Source organism: Sinorhizobium sp. RAC02, from assembly GCF_001713395.1.
Classification (GTDB): domain Bacteria; phylum Pseudomonadota; class Alphaproteobacteria; order Rhizobiales; family Rhizobiaceae; genus Shinella.
Genome location: NZ_CP016452.1, coordinates 1892241 through 1912432, shown reverse-complemented (window position 1 = coordinate 1912432; position 20192 = coordinate 1892241). Strand labels below are relative to the sequence as shown.

The window sequence follows — 20192 nt, the reverse complement described above, 5'->3', positions numbered from 1 at the left end:
CTACGATCTCGGCTTCAGCTTCTGCGGATCGTAATGTGCAAACGGCACGATCTTCGCCGGCAGCCGCTTCTGCTGGCCGTCCAGTTTGCCGATCTCCACGTCGGTGCCGATTTCCGAATGCAGGACATCCATCCGCGCCAGCGCGATCGTCTTCTTCAGAAGCGGCGAACGCGTCGAACTGGTAATCACGCCCACCTGCGCCCGACCGATATGCACCGTGTCGCCGTGGCCGACGGCGTCGTTGGCGTCGATGTCGAGACCGACCAGCTTGTAGCGCGGGTTCTCCTTGCGCTTGATCAGCGCCTCACGGCCGATGAAATCTTCGGTCTTCGATTTCAGCGGCACGGTGAAGCCGATGCCGGCCTCGAACGGATCGGTCTGGTCGGAGAAATCATAGTGGGCGAACACCAGCCCCGCCTCGATGCGCACCATGTCGAGCGCTTCCAGCCCCATCGGCTTCAGCCCATGCTTCTGGCCGGCCTCCCAGACAGCATCGAATACGGCAAGGGCATCCTTCGGATGGCAGAAGATCTCGTAGCCGAGTTCGCCCGTATAGCCGGTGCGCGAAACGACGACCGGCGCGCCTTCGAAATGACCGATGCGGCCGACCGCGAAGCGGAACCATTCGAGTTCGCCAATCGACGGCTGCGCCGGTGCCGTCCAGATGATCTCCTTGATGATCTCGCGGCTCTTCGGCCCCTGGACGGCGAGGTTATGCATCTGGTCGGTGGAGGAGCGCACCCAGGCCTTGTAGCCCATCTTCTCCGCCTGCTCGCGCAGCCAGATGCCGCTGACGTCATCGCCGCCGATCCAGCGGAAATTGTTTTGGCCGAGCCGGAACACCGTGCCGTCGTCGATCATGCCGCCGTTCTCGTAGCACATGGCCGTGTAGATCACCTGTCCGGGCGACAGCTTGCGGATATCGCGGGTGACGCAATATTGCAGCAGTGCCTCCGCATCCGGTCCCGTCACCTCGAATTTGCGGAGCGGCGACAGGTCCATCACCACGGCGTTTTCGCGGCAGGCCCAGTATTCCTCGATCGGCCCTTCATTGTTGAAGCGGTTCGGCAACCAGTAGCCGCGATATTCCACATGGTTGCGGGTCAGGCCTGAGAAGCGGGGATGGAAGGCGGTTTCCTGGGTCATTTCGGGCTCTGCATCGGGGGTCATTCGGATGGCGACGGCGCGCGAGAATGTCTCCTTGTCCGAATAGGTGCGGACATGGATATCGGTCGGATCCCAGCCATTCGCCGCATCGATATCATCAGGACAGGACGAGGAGACGCAGACGAGATCGGTCAGCGCCCGCATCAGCACATAATCGCCCGGCCGCGACCAGGGCTCGTCGAGATAGAGCTGGTTATGATGGTCGACGTTGGTGTTGTAGAAATAGTTGAGCGCTTCCCAGCCCTTGCGCGGCGCGATGCCGTAGGGCGCCAGCGCATGGTTGAAGTTATCCGTGCAGTTGACATGCCCCGGATAGCCCATGTCGTCGTAATAGCGCGAGTTGCAGGCGGTGGCGAAGGCATCATGACGCCCCACCGTATCCTGCACGATCTCCACCAGCGGCTCGAAATCCCGGTCGAATGCCTTCGATGGCAGGCCGGGCATCGGGTAGCTACGTCCGAGAAGCGTGCGCGTCACCGTCGCATCGAGCGCGAGATCCAGTCCCTTGTCGACCTTGCGGGCCGAGAAAGCCTGGAAATCCGTACACTGCCGGCCTGAAACATCGATGATCTGAATGAACTCGCCGGCCCGCACGAAATAGGCCGAAGCGCGCGCCGCCTGAATGCGCAGATCCTGTATCGGATCGGCCATCGGCTCGGGCAACATCTGCTCGTAAGCGCGTTCGATCGTCGAGCGGGTGACGCGCAGCTCGAGCGCAGTCGCGGTGTTTTGCGCTTCCGCGTCCATCGGTGGCGCCGGAGCTGCGACGATCAGCAGGCCGTCCAGCGCGATCGCCATTTCGGCCGAGGCACCTGGCGAGGAGCTTTCCCCGAACAGCACCAGCGCCTGAGCGCCCGCAGGGTCGATATTGCGCCGTTTCAATGCGGCGAGCGTCCGTCGTGCGCTGTCTTCGTCCCGCCCGAGAATTTCCTGAAGACCATCAGCGGATCGCGAAAACGCGACGCCGAGCCCCGCCGCGTTGAACCGGCCGCCAGCATCGACAAAGCTCACTTCACAGAGTTGTCCGCCTTCGACATCCTTGATGACGACCCGGTCGCCGGCTGTGACCTTGACCACGGTCGTGCCACGTCCCTTGACGCGATAGCGCTCGACGCCGGCCGGCAGCGCCGGCATGCCTGGCCGCAGAATGGTACTGGGTCTCGGCGGCATCAGGGTGCCTGCAAATCGTCCGGAAGTGTCCATCTCAGCTCCCACCCAACGCGCGGTCGTTTCGTTGCCCTGGAGGGGCCGCTTTATGCACCGGCAATATGGCAAAACTATCCTACGGGAGGTCCCGAAAAGTAAAGAGAGACTTGACCGAGAAGAAAAAAAAATTCACTATGAGAATAAGTTGCGGTCGCGAAATTGCAAACGGGAACAGGTGGTGACACTGCGAAAACGCAGGCGCCATCCAGCGGAAAAACCGCAGCGAGAACCATCAGATTGGGAACGCGCGCAAACGCGCTTCACGGCAAAAACTGGTCGAGGAGACTGTTTATGGCATCTATCGTTGAGACCGAGGGATCGGCAACCTCGGGCACGGGGTTGATTCGTGCGCTGGACTGGAAAGGGGCATTCTGGGTTGCCGCCGGCGTGCCCCCGCTCGTGCTGTTTTCCATCGGCGGCATTGCAGGCACGACGGGCAAGCTCGCCTTCGTGGTCTGGATCATTTCCATGGTGATGGGCTTCCTGCAATCCTTCACCTACGCCGAAATCGCCGGCATGTTCGGCAACAAATCGGGTGGCGCCTCGATCTATGGCGCCACTGCCTGGCTGCGCTACTCGAAATTCATCGCGCCGCTCTCGGTGTGGTGCAACTGGTTCGCCTGGTCGCCGGTTCTGTCGCTCGGCTGCGCCATCGCGGCGGGCTATATCCTCAATGCGCTGTTCCCCATTCCCGGCGCCACGTCCCCGGCCGTCATGGAATGGGTCACTGCCAATATGGCAACGTTGACGGCGGAAAGCCCCCGCGTCGTCGAATGGCTTGCCGCCAATGCCGGCAAGACACCGCAGGATGCCATCTCGGCCCTGCTGTCGACCGATGCCGTTGCGGCCCTGACACCGGCGATCCGCAACTGGTCGCTGCTCACCTTCGACATTCCGTTCCTTGCCACGGCAAACCTCAACGCCACCTTCGTCATCGGCGGCATCCTGATGCTGGTCATCTTCGCGATCCAGCATCGCGGCATCCAGGGAACGGCAAACGTCCAGAAATGGCTCGCCCTCATCGTCCTGCTGCCGCTCCTCGTCATCGGCCTCTACCCGATCTTCTCCGGCCAGATCGACAGCGCCAATGTCACCAACCTCGTTCCGCCGACGGCCGGTTATTCCGGCATCGACGGTGTGTGGAGCAATGGCGGCTGGACGCTGTTCCTCGGCGGCCTCTATATCGCCGCCTGGTCGACTTACGGCTTTGAAACGGCCGTCTGCTACACCCGCGAACTGAAGAACCCGAAAACCGATACGTTCAAGGCGATCTTCTATTCCGGCCTTCTCTGCTGCCTGTTCTTCTTCCTCATTCCTTTCACCTTCCAGGGCGTTCTCGGCCATGCGGGCATGCTCGCCCCCGGCATAGTCGATGGCACTGGTGTCGCGGAAGCGCTGGCAAGCCTCGTCCATGGCGGCCAGATCGTCACGCAGATCCTCGTTCTCCTGATGATCATGGCGCTGTTCCTCGCCATCATGACCGCAATGGCCGGCTCGTCGCGCACCCTCTATCAGGGCTCGAAGGACGGCTGGCTTCCGAAGTATCTCGACCACGTCAACGAACATGGCGCGCCGACCCGCGCAATGTGGACCGACTTCGCCTTCAACCTCATTCTGCTTGCCATCGCCTCCGACGTGGCCGGCTACTTCTTCGTCCTGGCCGTCTCCAATGTCGGCTACATCATCTTCAACTTCCTCAACCTCAATGCCGGCTGGATCCACCGCATGGATTCCGGCCATATCCCGCGTCCTTGGAAAGCACCGACCTGGCTGATCGGCCTCAACACCGTTCTCGCCTTCGTCAACGCGCTGTTCCTCGGCGCCGGCGCGAAGGTCTGGGGTTACTCCAACGCGCTCTGGGTCGGCTTCATTTTCGCTGCCCTGATCCTGCCGGTCTTCGCCTATCGCCACTATGTGCGTGACGGTGGAAAATTCCCGGCCGGCGCCATGGAAGACCTCGGTCTCGTCGGCCAGGATCTGGGCGTCAAGAAAGCCGGCATCCTGCCCTATGCAGCGCTCGCCGCCGGCCTCGCCGTCGTCCTCGCCGCCAACGCCTACTTCCAGCTCCCGGCCTAGCCGGGTAGCTATCAAACAAAATGGAGCCGCGCATCGAAAGATTGCGCGGTTTCGTCTGTTTTCTACGCCTCGCGATGGAGCTGCGCTGGGGAAGCGACGTTCCCGGACGGGACAAGGGCAGCGTTGAACCGTATATCAAGATTTTGGCCAGCCGGACGGTTCACCCTTCCTGGAGTTTGTCAGGGAATAATGGAAACCGGCGTTCCCGAAAAGACAAACGAAAATAAAGGAATCCAGAGCCCATCCTACTCAATCTGAGCTGGATGACGTCCAGGAGAAAGGGCAACGTCGAATGCGGCACTCGGCTCCAAGCTAAAAAGCCGTTGCTTGAGTTTCTCTGGCCGTCTTGATGGCGATGTAGGGGGGCGGTTCGCTTTTGGCCGATATCCAGATAGAGCTGCTGGACATCGGCCGCGAAGGTGCTGAACACACCGGCAAGTCCTATTGTAGAGTAGCGCTTACTGCCTGCAAGGCCGCCCCATGATATGAGACGTCTCGCTGGAGCGTCCTGCTTTGAGAGCAGCACCGCGTGTGACAGTGACTCCGATTCTCAGTCCGCGGCAATCCTCGGATGCGATTTCATGGTGGGGAATGTGAAAGAGGTTGGCGATCTGGTCGCGGGTGGACGGGAAACGCTGGAGATGTCGGGCTCACTGGAGGCGTTACATGATCCGTTCTCACCGCAGGGTCGGTTGATGGGAGCTTTCCCTGAACACGTTGCGGCTCGGATTAGATTGCCTCTTTCAATGGCCAAACTTCAACGACGCCATGCGCAACTGCACAGGGTACGCCCGAAACCTTTTTGATAGCTTCGCCCAAGTCGGCGGCCTCGATGATGGCGAAACCGGCGATCGGCAAGGCGGATGACATGAACGGTCCATTGCGGGTTTCCACGCCAATAGCCTCTGGATTGCGAACTTGGACCGGTGTGCCGGCGATCCCTATCACAGCGCCTTCGGATCTTAATTTAGCGTCCTGGGCATGCGCGGCGTCTCTGACAGCCTGGGTCGTGCGGTTGTAGTCGGCCGCGTCTCCATATCCGATTGTGATGAACTTGGGCATTGTCGCGTCTCCTTTCAGCGGTTTTGGCCGCAGCCTCGGCGACAACGGTGCCACAAGCGAGGAAGCGAACCACAGCTTTGCTGATCGGCGATCTGCTATCATTTTGCCGGGCACTGTTTTTCTGGCGGTTGCACCGATCTAATTGATCGCCAGAGTCGATGACTTGCCACACAGCGGAGCGGTTTCTCAGATCCCTGACCCATCGAGTTGCTGGGTGTCCCGGCCTTGCCACGGCGACGGCGTGGAGGCGCGGCTTAGATTGGCCGAGGGCATCGGCATCCAGCACTTCAGCTCCGGCTCGGCATATTCAATAATGCAGCCAGGTGCGGAATCGGAGGCACGCCAGCCTTCTGCGCCGAACCGATCGCCATTCGACCAATAGGCGACATCGACTTCTGCCGGCCCTTGTTCGGACGAGCGAACTGTGACGAGGATCCGGCTACCGTCTCTCGGCGCGCTTGCAATGTGGCGCCACCGGTCTGGCTCGTCCATTGTTGTTCCTCCCGCCTTGTTGCTGGTTGAAGTATCGCCTCGCCATCGAAAGGGGTCAATTCAAACTTTGCATCCTCTTTCGTGTCGCTCGCCTCGCTCCTCCAGAGAATGAAGCGCAACCTGTTTCACAGGCGAACATATCATCGGCCTGTTGAAGGAGCACGAGGGCAGGCACTCCGGTCTCGGAGGATTCCTCCCCCTTTGTCGACCGCGAATGCGCAAAATCCCGACGACTACGGCAAGCCCGCGGGAGAGCCGCGTCGGCGTTGGAGCTAGGTTCGATCCTGTCAATGTTGCCCAACTGAATTCCGGGATGGGCCATTAAAACAGGAGCTTGTCATGCCGGCCTATCTCGTTGTCGATCTCGACATTCACGATCATGATGCGATCGCCGACTATCGTTCCAAGGCGCTGCCGCTTGTCGCCAAGGCCGGCGGTCGGCTCGTTGCTCTGGATGATGCGCCCCTGCAACTCGAGGGCTGGGAGGCGAGCAATATGCTGATCATCCAGTTCCCGACCATGCAGGCGATCCAGGATCTGTTCGCCTCGCCGGATTATGCACCCTTGGCCAGGCAGAGACAGGCCGCGGCCGGATCGCGGATCGTTGCCCTGCGCGGCTTCGAGCCCGGTTGACGGCTAAACACGGCGGGCAGGAAGTGAAAATGTCGCGCTGAGTTAAAAATCGGCGTGAAAGCGGCGAGATTGTTTGGTATCGGTAAACAATACCGCCGTTCATTTCCTGCGAGGAAACGATGACGCCGACCGTCCAAGGCAGCGAATTCGCGCAATTGCGAACCTTTGTCACCGTTGCCGAGCTGTTGAGCTTCAGCCGCGCGGCGGAGCGGCTCGGCATCACGCCGTCGTCGCTCAGCCAGACGATCCGCACATTGGAGGAGCGGCTGGGCATCCGCCTGCTCAATCGCACGACGCGCAGTGTCGCTCTCACCCCGGCCGGCGAAACCCTGCTGTTGCGCTTGCGCCCGGCGATGGACGAAATCAGCGCGGCGCTCGACAGCGCCGTGCGTTTCCGCGACACGCCGGCCGGCACGGTGCGTGTTCATGCCGCGCGTGCGGCAGCGCAGGCCTTCATCACGCCAATGCTCGGCGCTTTCAGTCGATCCTACCCCGAGATCACGGTCGATGTGACCGTCGACGATGCGGTGGTCGATATCGTCGCCGGCGGATGGGACGTTGCCATCCGCCCCGGCGAGGTGATCGAGCGGGACATGATCGCGGTCGAGGTTGGCGGTGCCCTTTGCCAGCGTCCGGTGGCGACGCCCGGTTACGTTGCACAACACGGCCTGCCGGAAACGCCGGAAGATCTCTTGAGCCACACGTGTCTTCTCTGGCGCTGGTCGGGCCAGAGCCTTCCCTATGCCTGGGAGTTCCACCGGGACGGCGGCTGGTTCGAGCTCGTCGTGAAGGGGCCGATCATTACGAATGACCGGAGCATGGTTCTCTCGGCGTGCCTGGATGGTGCGGGCATCGCCTTTGCGACGAACCGGGAAACCGATCACCTGATCGCGGACGGGCGGCTTGTCACGATGCTCGATGCCTATTGCGAAGCCTATCCGGGATTTTTCCTCTGCTATCCCAAGCAACGACAGATGGCGCCCGCCTTGCGTGCCTTCATCGACGCGGTGCGAGGTGCTGCACGGCAGGAGCAGTAGGGTGCACCTTCTCTCAGCGAGGGAAGTCGCCGGATTATACGCTCTCGGCTAACAAAGAACGGTGGAATTCCGTCGATTATCCTTTGCTGCCGCATCACCCATACTCCCGTCCATCAGCAAACAACGACGACGACATCGTCGAAAGTGACCGGGAGCGTGTCATGGAAAACCTCACGAACATTACGATCCTGCGTGCCCGTCCTGGGTTGTCGGAGGCCCTGGGGCGCGCGCTCGAAAGGCTCATCGAACCGTGCCGCGCGGCAGCGGGCTGCCTTCAGTTCCGCGTGCACCGTTCGCAGGACGAGGTCGGAGTCTGGTGCATCTACGAGACGTGGCGATCGCGTGCGGATCTGCGGGATAATCTCTGCCACGCGCGCATGGACGGATATTACAGCCTCCTGCGCCATCTTGCCGAACCGGAACTCGATCTCCTGACCTTCTCGGAAGCCTCATCCCCTGCGGGGGCCGCGAATGTCGCTGGCGGCGCCAGCTGGTCCAATTCTTCGCTTGTTCCAGCTTGAAAGAGAAGGGGCATTATGTTCCTCCAGCTAACAAGCCCTGTTGAAAGGCATTGGATTATAAGCCGCGTCATCCGGGCCTAATCTTCCTTCCAGAGCCGGCGAACCAGTCAAGGAGATCGCCGCACGGAAGGAGACGGTCATGGTAAAGCGGGTCTGGTTCATTACCGGCATATCGAGGGGGCTCGGATATGCCCTTGCGCAGGCGGCCCACGAGCGCGGCGATCTGGTCATCGGCACGACGCGCAGCGGTGCCGCACCGGAGTGGCTTGAAGCGCAGGGCCTGCATGTGCTGCCGCTGGACATGGGCGATGCGGCATCGATCGATCAGGCGCTGGCGTCGGCCTTTGCGCTGCATGGCCGGATCGATGTCCTGGTCAACAATGCGGGATATGGCCTTCTTGGCTCGGTCGAAGCGGCCGATGATCGTGAGGTGCGCGACATTTTCGCGGTCAACCTCTTCGCCCCGCTCGCGATCATTCGCCGCGCGCTTCCCAGAATGCGCGGGCAGGGGCGGGGGCACATCGTCAACGTCGCGTCGATCGCCGGCATCGCGCCGGCGCCGGGTTCCGGGATCTATGCTGGAACGAAGGCCGCGTTATCGGCGATCTCCTATGCGCTTGCCCAGGAACTGGCGCCGTTCGGGCTGTGGGTGACGGTTGTCGAGCCCGGCTCGTTGCGCACCGACTTCCTGTCGGACCGGTCGGTCCTGCGTAGCGGCGCGACCATCGACGACTATGCCGCCACCAGCGGCCGGGCGGTCGATGGTCTCCTCAGCAAGGACGGCAGGCAGGCCGGCGATCCCCAGCGGGCAGCGCAGGCCATTCTCGCGGCTGTCGATGCGGAGGAGCCGCCGCTTGATCTGCTGCTCGGCAGTGATGCGCTGCAGCGCGCCCGCACCCGCCTCGATCGCTTCGATGACGATGTCCGGCAATGGGAGGACGTCAGCCGCAGCGCCGATTTTCCGCAAATGGCCTAGCGCGCCTGCCCAGGTCGAATCCAACCCCGTTACCAAAGCTTCCCAAAAAGGAGATACGCAATGTCGAACTTCACAAACCTCGTGTTCATTCGCGCCCAAAGCGGTCGTTCAGCGGACCTTGGCGAGGCCCTTCTGGCCCTCGTCGCTCCCTCCCGCGAGGAAGAGGCCTGCCTGTCCTATGATGTGCATCGGTCGAACGACGATCCCGACTTGTGGATGGTCTACGAAAACTGGCGTTCCGCCGGTGATCTCGAAGGGCACTTCACGCTTGCGCACATGCAGGCCTTCATCGCCCGCATACCCGATCTGGTCGAGGGTGATCTCGACCTCAACAACTTCACCCGGCTCTCTGCCTGAACCAACCAACCCAAAACGAAGGATCACTTCCATGAGCAATATTACAAACAAGATCGTTCTCGTCACGGGCGCCAGCAGCGGCATCGGCGAGGCAGTGGCGCGCGCCCTTGCCAAGGCCGGCGCGACGGTCGTGCTCGGCGCACGACGCACCGACCGCCTTGAAACCTTGGCCGCGGAAATTACCGCTGCCGGCGGCAAAGTCCTCTACCGGAGTCTCGACGTCACCTCCCGACAGGACGTTCAGGCCTTCGCCGATGCTGCCCTCGATGCCTTCGGACGCATCGACGTCATCATCAACAATGCGGGCGTCATGCCGCTGTCGCCGATGGCGTCGCTGAAGGTGGACGAATGGAACCGCATGGTCGACGTCAACATCAAGGGCGTGCTCTACGGCATCGCCGCCGTGCTGCCGGCGATGAACCGGCAGGGCGCCGGGCAGGTCATCAATGTGTCTTCCGTCGGTGGCCTCACCGTTTCGCCGACCGCCGCCGTCTATTGCGCGACCAAATATGCGGTGCGGGCGATTTCCGACGGGCTCCGGCAGGAGAACGACCGGATCCGCGTGACCTGCGTCTATCCGGGCGTCGTGGAATCGGAACTGGCCAACACCATCACCGATGCCACCGCGGCGGAAGCGATGGTCGCCTACCGCCGGATCGCCCTGAAGCCGGAGGCCATCGCCGAGGCGATCGTCCATGTCATCGGCCAGCCGGCGGACGTCGATACCAGCGAAATCGTCATCCGGCCGACCGCCAGCATGTGAGCGGAGGCGAGGATGTCAAACCATTTTAGACTTGCAACGGCGGGTCTTGCCGCAATGCTGCTCTGCATGGCCCCTGCCCAGGAAGGATATTCCCAGATGAACGCAACCGCTCCCGACCGGAACCACCCCTATGTCGGCCTATGGATCACCGAGGATGGCCGCATTCGCCACAACCTTCTGCCGAACGGCCGCTATGACGAGGCGCGCGGCCGCCGGAAAAGCGCCTACCAAGGGCGCTACGAGGTTCGCGGCAACCACATCGACTATTGGGACGATACCGGCTTCACCGCCGATGGCGAGTTCATCGACGGGGTGCTCCATCATGCCGGCATGATCCTCTATCGCGACGGGAAGACGCCGGATTAAGCGGCGAAACCTTGGTTCTTTTCTTTTTCGTGGCGCTGGATATCCTTGATTCCAGCGCCACATTGGCGTGAGATCAATGATCGGGGAGATGACCATGGCTTTGGACGAACCCAGCCTGCCGATCCCCGAGCGGACCTCCCCGATCGGGCTCGAGAGTTACATCAGCGGCAACACGCTGATCAGTGGCGATGGGCCGGCCTGGAAGGACGTCTTCGTGCAGGTACTCTCCCGCAACCGCGTTCAGCACCCGTTCCTGGTGCCGGCCGTTGCGGAGCCGCTCATCGTCTGGATCATGTCCGGCAGCGCCATGGTGGAAGAGCGGGACCTTCGCAGCGAATGGACGGCAAACCGCGTCGAGGTCGGCGATTTCTTCCTGACATGCTCGCCGGTGCCTTACGAAATGCGCTGGCAGGCCGAGGGTGAAAAAACCTTTCGGGTGATGCATCTCTATGTTTCCGTGCCGCTGTTCGAAAGGGTGGCCGAGGCGATGCACGGCAAGGCTGGCGCCAACGTGACATTAAAGGACGTATCGGGCGGCCGTGATGGGACACTGTCGCACATTCTGGGCCTTCTCCACGAAGAGCTGGCGGCAGACGGCGGCGGCAACCCGCTTTATGTCGAAGGGCTGGCGCAAAGCCTGGCCGTCCATCTGATCCGCCACTATGCGACTGCCGACACGGAGATGCGCACACAAAACGCCTTGCCCGGCGCAAAGCTTCGGCGGGCGATCGCCTTCATGGAAGACCGGCTGGAAGAACCGTTCGACCTTGCCCGCCTGGCGCAGGCGGTGGGCATCAGCGAATTTCATTTCAGCCGGCTGTTCAAGAAGGCGACGGGCCTTCCCCCCTCGCACTATTTCATCCGCCAGCGGGTGGCCAAGGCCCAGCAGCTTTTGCAGGAAACCGATGCCAGCATCATCGAGATCGGCCTGACCGTCGGCTATTCCAGCCCCAGCCATTTCGCCCAGATCTTTCGACGTGAAACGGGTCTTTCGCCGAGCGACTATCGCAGAGGGTAGGGTCGGCCGGCCCTGTCGACCACGAATAGAGCAAGATCCCGACAGCCGCGGCAAGGCGCCGGGAGAGGGTAAAGCCCGGGTTTACTAGAGTTCTCCTTGTCGAACGCGAATGCTTCTCCGCTTCCGGAGCGGGTTCGCAAGCAACAAGGAGACAGATCATGACGAACATCAACGGAAAAGTCGCGCTGATCACCGGCGCATCGAGCGGCATCGGCGCCGCAACGGCGCTTGCGCTTGCCGGAGCCGGCGTGAAAGTCGGCATCGCCGCCCGGCGCACCGATCGGCTGGACGAACTGAAGGCCGAGATCACTGAGAAGGGCGGCGAAGCCCTGGTTATTGATATGGACGTGGTCGACCCGGCCTCTGTCGAGGCTGGCGTCAAAAAGCTGGTCGATGCCTATGGCGCGATCGACATTCTCTTCAACAATGCCGGCCTGATGCCGCTTTCCGATATCGACCAGTTCAAGACCGCCGAATGGCTTCGCATGGTCGATGTCAACGTGAAGGGCCTCTTGAACACGACCGCGGCCGTGCTGCCGCAGATGATCAAGCAGCATTCCGGTCATATCTTCAACACGTCGTCGATCGCCGGCCGCAAGGTCTTCAAGGGACTGTCGGTCTACTGTGCGACGAAGCATGCCGTGACCGCCTTCTCCGACGGCCTGCGCATGGAGGTCGGCCAGAAGCACAATATCCGCGTCACCTGCATCCAGCCGGGTGCGGTCGCGACCGAGCTCTATGACCAGATCACGGATCCCGGCTATCGCCAGCAGATGGATGACCTCGCAAAGCAGATGACCTTCCTTCAAGGCGCCGACATTGCCGAGACCATTCTGTTTGCCGCCCAGGCGCCGGCTCATGTCAACGTGGCCGAGCTCTTCGTCCTGCCAGTCGAGCAGGGCTGGTAAGCCGCCATCTCGCATCGTGAACCATCGGCCTTCCCGTCCACGACGGGGAGGCCGAGCATCAAGGAGTTTCCCCATGAAGGAAGTACCGGCCTTCGAGGCCTATCGCCAGCTCGAGCCAGGCCCGATCGTGCTGGTCACGACCCGCCACAACGGCAAGCCCAACATCATGACGATGGGCTTCCACATGATGATCCAGCACGCGCCACCGTTGATCGGCTGCATCATCGGCCCTTGGGATCACAGCCACTGCGCGCTCCGGGCAACCGGCGAATGCGTTATCGCCATCCCGACCGTCGATCTTGCGGAGACGGTCGTCGATATCGGCAACTGCTCGGGTGACACGGTCGACAAGTTCGAGCGCTTCGGCCTGACGCAGCAGCCGGCCCGCACGGTGGCTGCACCGCTGATCAAGGAGTGCCTCGTCAACATCGAATGCAGGGTTGCCGATACCAGCCTCGTCGAGGCTTACAACCTCTTCATCCTTGAGGCCGAGCGGCTGTGGATCGACCCGATCCGTAAGGAACGGCGAACCTTGCACCATCGCGGCGATGGCAGCTTTTGCGCAGATGGTGATGTGCTCGATCTCCACGAGCGCATGGTGAAATGGCGCCACCTTTCGCGGTGACGCCATCGGCTCGTCAGCAATCGCCGAGTGACGAGGCTTGCCGGCAATGGGCGGCGTCGTAACCCGACCCGGGATCGGCGAGAGCACCAACCGTTGCTGGTGCCTCCGCCTTGGCATCGCTGGTCCATCGATCAAAGTTGGTGACGAGGACGAACAGCAGGACAACGACCACGGCAAGGGCTTCCACCAGGGACGGGCGGGGGCGTCGGCGCGGGCGGCAGGCGATAGTGTCGCTCTTTGCGACATCCCAGAAAACGGGATGCAGATTGTCACAATCGGACATGACGGTTTCCTTTGGGGAAGAGGTTCAGGGAACAAGAACCATCGGACCGTTGTTGCGGCGTTCGAGAATGTCGGCATGCGCCTGCTGTGCCTCGGAAAGCGGATATTTCCGGGCGGTGACCGCGCCGAACACGCCGGTCCGCCAGGCTGCGAACACTGCATCCGCGGCCGCCTGCAGATTGTCTTTCGTCACATGCTGGCCGGTGCTGCCGCGCACCAGGCGGATGCCGCGCCGGCTGAGGCCAGCCTCGTCGATGGCGGCACCACCGGAGGCCGCCCCGATCACGGCAATCGTTCCTCCATCGCGGATCGCACTGAGCGTGGTAGCGAAGGTCGTTGCCCCGACCAGTTCGTAGACGATGTCGACGCCGTTGGGGGCGAGCCTGCGGATATGGTCTTCAAGCCCGGCGGTGTCATAGGCGAAGGCGTGATCGACGACCTCCCGCAAGGCCGGCAGCTTGTGGCGAGAACCGGTTCCGATCACCGTGAAGCCGCGTGCCCGCAGCCAGCGGGCGAGCAGGTTGCCCACGCCGCCCGTTGCGCCCTGCACGAGGACGATATCCGAGCCGCTCGGCTTTGCCATGGCGTTGATCGCCATCCAGGCGGTCAGGCCCTTCGTGAGAAGGGTTGCGGCCGTCTCGGTCGATACGTCATCCGGCAATTTTACGAGTACGTCCTCGTTCACGACACGGGATGTGGCGTAGCTGCCGGGTGCGAAGAAGTAGGCGACCCGGTCGCCGACGGCAAAATGGCTGACGCCCTTGCCGATCGCTTCGACTGTGCCGGCGCCCTCGACCCCCGCCACGGCAGGCAGGCCGATCTTGAACGTGCCGTCCCGGAACATGGTGTCCACGAAGTTCACGCCGATTGCGTCCTGCTTTATCAGCACCTCGCCCGCGCCGGGTGCGCGGGCATTTTCCTGTTCGACATGCAGGACGGACGGGCCGCCCCATTGGCTGTATTTAACGACGTACGTCATGGCTTTCTCCATTGGGCAGGCAGGGCCTGCCTCCTGATTGGTCTCGATTGGGGGGAGTGCCGCAGGGAATTTGCACCTGCCGGCATTTTGAAATGAAATCTTACTGCCCGAACGCGCCGAGCTGGCGCAGGCCCGACATCCAGTCCTCGGTATGCCAGGTCTTCTGAATCTTGCCGCCTTCGACGAGGTGAATGTCGACGGCCTGAATTCGGAGTTTTTTGCCGGATGCCGGAAGACCGGCAAAGGGTCCTCTCTGCGTGCCGGAAATGGTCGACCGAACAACGATCATGTTGCCCTCCGCTACGATGTCCTCGACTGCGATCCGGAAGTCCGGGAAGGCGGTGTGAAGCATCTTCAGAAGGGACTTTGCAGTTTGGGCTCCAGGCGCGGCATCGGGTGCATCGGGGATGTCGCGCTAGGCGTCGGAGAGGATGGCTTCGAGGATTTCCGGCTGGTTCCGGTCGAAGGCTTCGTACCACTTGACCGCGATTGCCGTTTCCTGGCTTTCCGGCGCCGCCATGACCCCTTGGCCAACAAGGAGTGAGGCAACCAGCGGGAGAATTTTCAGAATACGCATGGGTTTTTCCTGTTCGATTGTTGCTTTGGGGGATTTTGACGTGACGCGAGAACGCCGACCCGAGGCCGGCGTGATCCACCCGCTTAGCGGCGCCAGCCGTCGATGCTGAGCTTGCCGCCGCCGAGTGCGATGACATTCAGCAAGCCACCGGCCATGGCGACGTTCTTGAAGAAGTGGACGAACTGGTTGACGTCTGCGAGATCGTTGTGGAAGCTGACGGCGGTTGCGACCGAGAACACGGCGAGCACGGCGGCGACAAGGCGCGTCTGGTAACCCAGCGCAAGGGCGAGGCCGCCGATGATTTCCACGATGAGTGCCGTGCCATACGCCAGCGTCGGGAAGGGCAGGCCGACGGATTCGATGTAGCCGATCGTCATGGCCGGAGCGGCGAGCTTGTTCAGACCGGAAAGCACGAAAATCAGGCTGATGAGAATGCGGCCGGCGGTCGGCAGGACAGCCTGTACGGCGGCGGAAGAGGCCAGGTCTTCTACCTGGCGGGCGATTGCTGTGTGCGACATGTTCGTATCCTTTTCGAAATCGGCAGGCCACCATGGCCGCCCTGTGAGACGCACTATGGCGGCACCTAACTCATCGTAAAAGCCGAATAAAATAGACAATAACGCTCTATAATTTCGAATAGTTTCTCGTCAGCTGTGACCGATGGTGGCCTTGATCGGCAGCAGCGAATCCCAACGCAAAAAGCCCCCATCGTTTGTGCGATGGGGGCTTTTTGCGTTGGGTGTGAAGCGTATCGACCGTGCGGCGAAAAGGCTCCGTCAGCCCTTCCTGATCAGATTGACGGCGACCAGCGGACCGCCGAACTGCTGGACGGTCGCGGACGCCTTGAGACCGCCGAGATTGAGCGCAGCGAAACCCAGCTTCTCGATAAGGCCGGCGACGCTGGCATTGGCGGTCTCATCGTTGCCCGACAGCAACACGACCCGGCGCCCGGAGGCCTCGACGGGATCGGCGGCCAGAACCGCGGCCGGTATCGTGTTGAAGGCCTTGACCACTTTCGCGCCGGGCAGAGCCTCGGCGACGATTTCGCTCGACAGCCTGCCGCCGAGATCGGCGGGACGGAATTCGGGGAACTGGATCGCGTTCGTCGCGTCGACGACAATGGTGCCCGACCAGTCCTTGCGCACCTTTGCAAGGTCTGGCACCGCCGAGAAGGGCAGGGCGAGGATGACAATATCCTGCGCCAGGGCTTCGTCGAGTTCGACAGGGATGACTGCGTCGCCATGTTTCCCGGCGACGGCGTCGAGGGATGCCGCGCCCCGGCTGTTGGCCACTTTGACCGGTATGCGCTTTGCCGAAAAATGCGTGATGAGAGCCGAGCCGATGGCGCCCGAACCGATGATTGCGTAGGTCATGTTCGCTTTCCTTTGGGTTCGTTGGGTTGGGGTTACGTTATGTTTGCCGGCCCATCGGGCAGCGGCGTAAACTCGGTTTCTCCCGGCACGCCCGGGAACTCCCGGTTTCGCCAGTCGCGGGCCGCCTGCTCGATCCGGTCTCGGCGGCTCGACACGAAATTCCAGAAGATGTGCCGTTTCTCGGCGAGCGGCTCACCGCCAAGCACCATCAGCCGCGCCGGGCCGATCGCCTTGAGGACGATTTCGGAGCCGGGCTTGAAGACGATCAACTGGTCCGCCGTGAAACGCTCGTCCTGCCCGGCGACCCCGATGGCGCCGCTGACGACGAAGACGGCCCGCTCGATATGTTCCCCGTCGATGCGAAAGCGTGCGCCGGAGACGAGGGCGACGTCTGCATTGAACAGGTCGGAGAAGGTTTTTGTCGGCGCGCGCCGGCCATGCAGCGAGCCGGCGATCAGGCGCATGTCGATGCCCTCGCCCTCGACGCGCGGCAGTTCCTGTGCGCCGAGATGCTGGAAACCGGGGGCAGTTTCCTCGTGGCTGGCCGGCAGCGCCACCCAGCTCTGGAAGCCGAACAGCCGCCCGCCCGCTTCCCGCAGCGTATCGCTGCTGCGCTCGGAATGCACGATGCCCCGACCCGCGGTCATGACGTTGACCTCGCCGGGCTTGATCTTCTGGACGTAGTTCTCGCTGTCGCGATGGATGATCTCGCCGTCGATCAGATAGCTGATCGTTGCCAGGCCGATATGCGGGTGCGGTCGGGAGTCGATGCCCGCGCCGGCGGCAAAGGTCACAGGCCCGAAACTGTCCAGGAAGATGAAGGGACCGACGGTCCGCCGCAGCGGCGAGGGCAGTGCGCGTTTCACCGAAAAACCGCCGAGATCGCGGGTCGCCGGAAGAATGATCTGTTCTATTCGGGCATTCGAAGCGAATGTCATTTTGAGCTCCTTCAACGATCCCTGCTTCATCCGGAAGACGAGAGGGATGTTGCTGTCGAGCTTCAAATTACCGCTGGTTGCTTGCGGAAAAAACTGACATAAATTGGACAGAAACGTTCGAGGAAATAGATATGCAGAATCCCGGCATGCCCACCCTTGACCAGCTCAAAGTGTTTCTCACGGTGGTGGATGTCGGGAGTTTTGCAGGGGCCGCGCGCAAGATGGGGCGTGCCACGTCGGTGATCAGCTATTCGATCGCCAATCTCGAAGCGCAGCTCGGCGTCTCGCTGTTCGACCGCGACACGACGAAGAAGCCGCAGCTGACGACGGAGGGGCGCACCGTGCTGGCGGAGGCGAGGATCGTCTCGAACGGCATCAACGGCCTGCGCGCTAAGGTGCGGGCCATGCTGGAGGGCGTGGAACCGGAAATCCACGTCGCGCTGGATGTCATGCTGCCCGCCTCGCGCGTCACCGACGCCTTGAAAGCCTTCAGCGAAGCCTTCCCTTCCGTGACGCTGCATCTCTACGTCGAGGCTCTGGGGGCGGTCACGCAAATGGTGCTGAACCGGGCGGCGGTGATCGGCGTCAGCGGCCCGCTCGATATCGAGGTCGACGGGCTGGAGCGGATCGGCGCGGGTTTCGTCCACCTCATTCCGGTGGCAGCACCCTCGCACCCTCTGGCGAAAGCGGGAAAAAACCTGCCGGGCGCCGGGCGCGAACATGTGCAGCTCGTGCTGACTGACCGCTCGACCTTGACGCAGGGGTTTCAACTCGGCGTCGTCGGCGCACGCACCTGGCGACTGGCCGACCTGGGCTCCAAGCATATGCTTCTGAAGGAGGGCATGGGCTGGGGCAACATGCCCGAGCCCATGGTGCGCGAGGATATCCGGACGGGCCATCTGGTCCATCTCGACATGCCCGATTGCAAGGGCGGCCCCTACCGGCTCCAGGCGGTTCACCGTACCGATGTTCCGCCCGGTCCAGCGGGCCGCTTCCTGATTGCGCATTTCGAAAATCAGGCCGAAGACGACGACATGACCTATTCCAACCGGTGGTAGCCTCCGTCACGTCATGAGGATGACATTCTTTTCCATGGCTTCGCCCGCCGCGGTGCTGCGATAGGCGTCGGCGGCCTGATCGAAGTCCCATTCCCGCAGCGGCGGCTTCTTGAAGGCACCGCCGTCGAAGGCCGCCCTGAGCTGGTCGAGAATGCCGGCGATCTCCTCGCCGGATAGTTTTGCTGTATCGACGCCCAACAGCGTCGAGCGGTTGTGGTAGAAGTCGGCAAGGTCGAACTCGACGCGCTTCTGGCCGACGCTGGTGATGACGAGTTGCCGGCCACCCAGGGCCAGCGATTTGAGCGCCGGGTCGAACATTGGGCCACCGACCGCATCGAGCACCACGTCGGCGCCCTTGCCCCAGGTTGCGGCGCGCACGGCCTCCGGCAGGTCTTTTTTCGAGAGGTCGATGAAGTCGTCCGCCTCGTTCGCGGCCCTGCTTCTCGCCGCCACGATGGTGCGCGCGCCGAGGTGGCGGGCGATCTGCGTGGCGGCGCGCCCAACTGCGCCGAGGCCGCCGGTGATCAGCAATGTCTCGCCCGCCTTCAGCGCACCGACATCGACAAGCGCATGCCAGGCCGTGACGAAGGGCGCGCCGACCGCCGCAGCCTCGGCCATCGACAGATTGGCGGGTTTCTCCGACAGCCAGCTTGAAGGCAGAACGACATAGTCCGCATGCGCGCCGTCGCGTCGGAACCCGAAGCCGGCGCCGCTCCCCCAGACCTCCTTGCCGGCAAGGTCGCCTTCGACGACCACGCCGGCAAAATCCCGCCCGGGCGTGCGCGGAACCGAGCCACCGAACAGGCCGCTAACGATCTTGACGTCGCTCGGATTGATCGCCGCCGCATGGACCTTGACCAGCACCTCGCCGGCATTGAGGGCGGGAACGGGGATATCCTGATGGGTGAGGACATCCGGCGTGCCGAATTGTTCAAAACGAAGGGCTTTCATTGTCAAAATCCTTTGCGGGGGCGTTTCGCGTCAGAGGACGGCCAGCAGGCCGCCGTCCACGAGAAGGGCAATGCCCGAGACGTAGCTGGAGAGATCCGAGCCGAGATAGGCGACCGCGTCACCCACTTCGGAGGGCTGGCCGAGGCGGCGTAGCGGCGTGCGCTTGCGAAACCCTTCCGATGCCTCGGCGATGCCGGGGCTGGTGCGCAGCAATTCGGTATCGATGGTTCCCGGTGCCACGGCGTTGACGCGGATGCCGTCTGGGCCGAGCGCATCAGCCAGCGATTTCGCCATCAGCACCACCCCGCCCTTGCTGGTGGAATAGGCGACGGTGATGCCGGCACCCGATATACCGCCCATGCTGGCCATCAGCACGATGCTGCCGCCCTTGCCGTTCGCCTTCATCTGGCGGGCCGCCGCCTGCGCGCCGAACAGCGGGCCGTCGAGATTGATCGACAGCAGCCGGTGATAGTCGTCCTCCGGCACGTCTGCGCCGTCGTTGCGAAGCGTAATCCCGGCATTGGCGACCATGACGTCGACGCCACCGAATTCGGCTGATGCCGCGATGAGCGCGTCGTTGTCGGCGCGTTTGCTGACATCGGTCTTCACGAAACGGGCGGCCGATCCGATGGCCTCGATCTCCTCGACCGTCGGCCTGCCGCCTTCGCGCGGTGTTTCGATGATGTCGGCGACGATGACGGCCTTGGCGCCATGTTCGGCGGCGCGGATGGCGATGGCGCGGCCGATGCCGCTCGATGCGCCCGTCACGACGACCACCTTGTTCTTCAGAATGTCACTCATTGCAGTCTTCCTTCGGGATGATGGGG

The 20192-nt window shown here is 62.5% G+C and carries 24 protein-coding genes; 12 read left to right on the top strand and 12 right to left on the bottom strand.

The annotated features are described in order from the left end of the window. Nucleotides 1-2370 (bottom strand): trimethylamine N-oxide demethylase, encoded by a 2370-nt coding sequence (locus tag BSY16_RS29905; protein WP_069063374.1) that lies wholly within the window; start codon nt 2368-2370, stop codon nt 1-3. Nucleotides 2371-2664: 294 nt separating this feature from the next. On the opposite strand from BSY16_RS29905, the gene BSY16_RS29900 reads away from it, so the two are divergent. Beyond that, nucleotides 2665-4449 (top strand): trimethylamine N-oxide permease, encoded by a 1785-nt coding sequence (locus BSY16_RS29900; protein WP_069063373.1) that lies wholly within the window; start codon nt 2665-2667, stop codon nt 4447-4449. 729 nt (nt 4450-5178) lie between these two features. Here the strand turns inward: BSY16_RS29900 and BSY16_RS29895 are convergent. Both BSY16_RS29895 and BSY16_RS31780 read right to left on the bottom strand, forming a co-directional pair. Then, complete coding sequence (locus tag BSY16_RS29895; protein WP_069063372.1) at nt 5179-5511, bottom strand: YciI family protein; 333 nt, start codon at nt 5509-5511, stop codon at nt 5179-5181. Nucleotides 5512-5697: 186 nt separating this feature from the next. Next, nucleotides 5698-6003 (bottom strand): hypothetical protein, encoded by a 306-nt coding sequence (locus BSY16_RS31780; protein ID WP_083243184.1) that lies wholly within the window; start codon nt 6001-6003, stop codon nt 5698-5700. Between the two features lie 339 nt (nt 6004-6342). On the opposite strand from BSY16_RS31780, the gene BSY16_RS29885 reads away from it, so the two are divergent. The 10 genes from BSY16_RS29885 (at nt 6343) to BSY16_RS29840 (ending at nt 13207) form a co-directional block, all read left to right on the top strand. Next, complete coding sequence (locus BSY16_RS29885; protein ID WP_069063370.1) at nt 6343-6636, top strand: DUF1330 domain-containing protein; 294 nt, start codon at nt 6343-6345, stop codon at nt 6634-6636. A 119-nt stretch (nt 6637-6755) separates the two neighbouring features. Continuing rightward, nucleotides 6756-7673 (top strand): LysR family transcriptional regulator, encoded by a 918-nt coding sequence (locus tag BSY16_RS29880; protein ID WP_069063369.1) that lies wholly within the window; start codon nt 6756-6758, stop codon nt 7671-7673. Between the two features lie 161 nt (nt 7674-7834). Then, nucleotides 7835-8194 (top strand): putative quinol monooxygenase, encoded by a 360-nt coding sequence (locus BSY16_RS29875; protein ID WP_069063368.1) that lies wholly within the window; start codon nt 7835-7837, stop codon nt 8192-8194. Between the two features lie 139 nt (nt 8195-8333). After that, entirely contained in the window at nt 8334-9170 is an 837-nt protein-coding gene (locus BSY16_RS29870) for an oxidoreductase (protein WP_069063367.1), read from the top strand. A 60-nt stretch (nt 9171-9230) separates the two neighbouring features. Beyond that, nucleotides 9231-9527, top strand: a complete 297-nt coding sequence (locus BSY16_RS29865) for a putative quinol monooxygenase (RefSeq protein ID WP_069063366.1) — start codon at nt 9231-9233, stop codon at nt 9525-9527. 31 nt (nt 9528-9558) lie between these two features. Beyond that, nucleotides 9559-10290, top strand: a complete 732-nt coding sequence (locus tag BSY16_RS29860) for an SDR family oxidoreductase (protein WP_069063365.1) — start codon at nt 9559-9561, stop codon at nt 10288-10290. 12 nt (nt 10291-10302) lie between these two features. Further along, a complete protein-coding gene (locus BSY16_RS29855) occupies nt 10303-10656 on the top strand; it encodes an Atu4866 domain-containing protein (protein ID WP_083243183.1) in 354 nt (117 codons plus the stop codon). A 94-nt stretch (nt 10657-10750) separates the two neighbouring features. Next, complete coding sequence (locus BSY16_RS29850) at nt 10751-11674, top strand: helix-turn-helix domain-containing protein (RefSeq protein ID WP_286157287.1); 924 nt, start codon at nt 10751-10753, stop codon at nt 11672-11674. A 158-nt stretch (nt 11675-11832) separates the two neighbouring features. Then, nucleotides 11833-12582: an SDR family oxidoreductase gene (locus BSY16_RS29845; RefSeq protein ID WP_069063364.1), complete on the top strand. Its 750-nt coding sequence runs from the start codon at nt 11833-11835 to the stop codon at nt 12580-12582. Nucleotides 12583-12655: 73 nt separating this feature from the next. Continuing rightward, on the top strand, nt 12656-13207 hold the full coding sequence (locus tag BSY16_RS29840) for a flavin reductase family protein (RefSeq protein ID WP_069063363.1): 552 nt from the start codon (nt 12656-12658) through the stop codon (nt 13205-13207). A 13-nt stretch (nt 13208-13220) separates the two neighbouring features. Here the strand turns inward: BSY16_RS29840 and BSY16_RS29835 are convergent, their stop codons facing one another. The 7 genes from BSY16_RS29835 to BSY16_RS29810 form a co-directional block, all read right to left on the bottom strand. After that, nucleotides 13221-13490, bottom strand: coding sequence for a hypothetical protein (locus BSY16_RS29835; protein WP_069063362.1), 270 nt, complete (start codon nt 13488-13490; stop codon nt 13221-13223). Between the two features lie 24 nt (nt 13491-13514). After that, nucleotides 13515-14468 (bottom strand): zinc-binding dehydrogenase, encoded by a 954-nt coding sequence (locus tag BSY16_RS29830; RefSeq protein WP_171902501.1) that lies wholly within the window; start codon nt 14466-14468, stop codon nt 13515-13517. 100 nt (nt 14469-14568) lie between these two features. Continuing rightward, complete coding sequence (locus BSY16_RS29825) at nt 14569-14820, bottom strand: ester cyclase (protein ID WP_069063360.1); 252 nt, start codon at nt 14818-14820, stop codon at nt 14569-14571. A 63-nt stretch (nt 14821-14883) separates the two neighbouring features. Further along, nucleotides 14884-15045 carry a hypothetical protein gene (locus tag BSY16_RS32580; protein WP_171902500.1) on the bottom strand — a complete coding sequence of 54 codons (162 nt, stop codon included), beginning with the start codon at nt 15043-15045 and terminating at the stop codon, nt 14884-14886. Between the two features lie 83 nt (nt 15046-15128). Beyond that, nucleotides 15129-15563 (bottom strand): DoxX family protein, encoded by a 435-nt coding sequence (locus BSY16_RS29820; RefSeq protein WP_069063359.1) that lies wholly within the window; start codon nt 15561-15563, stop codon nt 15129-15131. 258 nt (nt 15564-15821) lie between these two features. Continuing rightward, nucleotides 15822-16418 (bottom strand): NADPH-dependent F420 reductase, encoded by a 597-nt coding sequence (locus tag BSY16_RS29815; RefSeq protein WP_069063358.1) that lies wholly within the window; start codon nt 16416-16418, stop codon nt 15822-15824. 32 nt (nt 16419-16450) lie between these two features. Further along, nucleotides 16451-17356, bottom strand: coding sequence for a pirin family protein (locus tag BSY16_RS29810; protein WP_069063792.1), 906 nt, complete (start codon nt 17354-17356; stop codon nt 16451-16453). A gap of 131 nt (nt 17357-17487) precedes the next feature. Here BSY16_RS29810 and BSY16_RS29805 point away from each other — a divergent pair, with 131 nt between their 5' ends. Beyond that, a complete protein-coding gene (locus BSY16_RS29805; RefSeq protein ID WP_069063357.1) occupies nt 17488-18414 on the top strand; it encodes a LysR family transcriptional regulator in 927 nt (308 codons plus the stop codon). A gap of 6 nt (nt 18415-18420) precedes the next feature. Here BSY16_RS29805 and BSY16_RS29800 read toward each other — a convergent pair whose 3' ends face one another. Then, nucleotides 18421-19365 carry a quinone oxidoreductase family protein gene (locus BSY16_RS29800; protein ID WP_069063356.1) on the bottom strand — a complete coding sequence of 315 codons (945 nt, stop codon included), beginning with the start codon at nt 19363-19365 and terminating at the stop codon, nt 18421-18423. 30 nt (nt 19366-19395) lie between these two features. Beyond that, the gene (locus BSY16_RS29795; RefSeq protein ID WP_069063355.1) at nt 19396-20166 is read right to left on the bottom strand and encodes an SDR family oxidoreductase; all 771 of its coding nucleotides are present in this window, start codon (nt 20164-20166) and stop codon (nt 19396-19398) included. Nucleotides 20167-20192: the final 26 nt, after the last annotated feature.